Origin of the sequence: Synechococcus sp. H60.1, assembly GCF_047462335.1 — a bacterium.
Lineage (GTDB): Bacteria > Cyanobacteriota > Cyanobacteriia > Thermostichales > Thermostichaceae > Thermostichus.
The window spans coordinates 1-636 of the sequence record NZ_JANSJA010000229.1 but is presented as its reverse complement, the minus strand read 5'-3'; the positions used below and the strand labels follow the sequence as shown (position 1 = coordinate 636).

General features: G+C 53.9%; 1 protein-coding gene. It reads right to left on the bottom strand.

Annotated elements, in window-relative coordinates; genetic code table 11:
• The coding region (locus NW852_RS11175) for a hypothetical protein (protein ID WP_414426749.1) at positions 1–482 on the bottom strand (482 nt) is incomplete at its 3' end.
• Between the last annotated feature and the right edge of the window lie 154 nt (positions 483–636).

The window sequence follows — 636 nt, the reverse complement described above, 5'->3', positions numbered from 1 at the left end:
GACAAGCGCAGCATGACAAAGTTGGGATCCGGAGCGTAGCGCTTGGTGTAGCTAATCAAAGCCTGAGCAGTGGATAGAGTGTCGTCTTGAACAGGGGGCAGCAGTGGTTTGCCGTCGATGAGGATGGCCTTAATCCGGTCTGAAATCGCCTTGAGGTCGGTGATGGAACGGGTCAGAAACAAAACAAAGTAGGGGCTTTTGGGAAAGGCTTTGATGACAACCCGCAACGCCGGAGTACCTGCCAAAAGGTAGTCCGCCTCTTGGCCGGGGCTAACGGTTTGACAAAGGCGGCTATTGGCCTGCAACAAGTCGCCGGCGTAGGTGCCTAAACGTTCTAGGGCTTGCTCCTCTTGGGAGTCGCTGGCATAGGTTACTTTGGCTACTGTGGCACCGTCAGTGACCCGCCCTATCAAGACGGCAATGAGGCCAGGGAGTCCAGCAATATGCTGCTCAATTACACTTTGCAGGGTGCGGACAGCCATGCTCTCCTCTGAGGTTAAGACTAGGTTATCCCCTTATTGTAGCGATTAGGAAGCCTAACCTACGAATGTTTACTGATGTTAACGAAGCTCCCCGAGGAGGCTCAGCCCTCGCGCCACGGATCCCAGTTCTCATGAAATTTGCCTTCCAGAATGG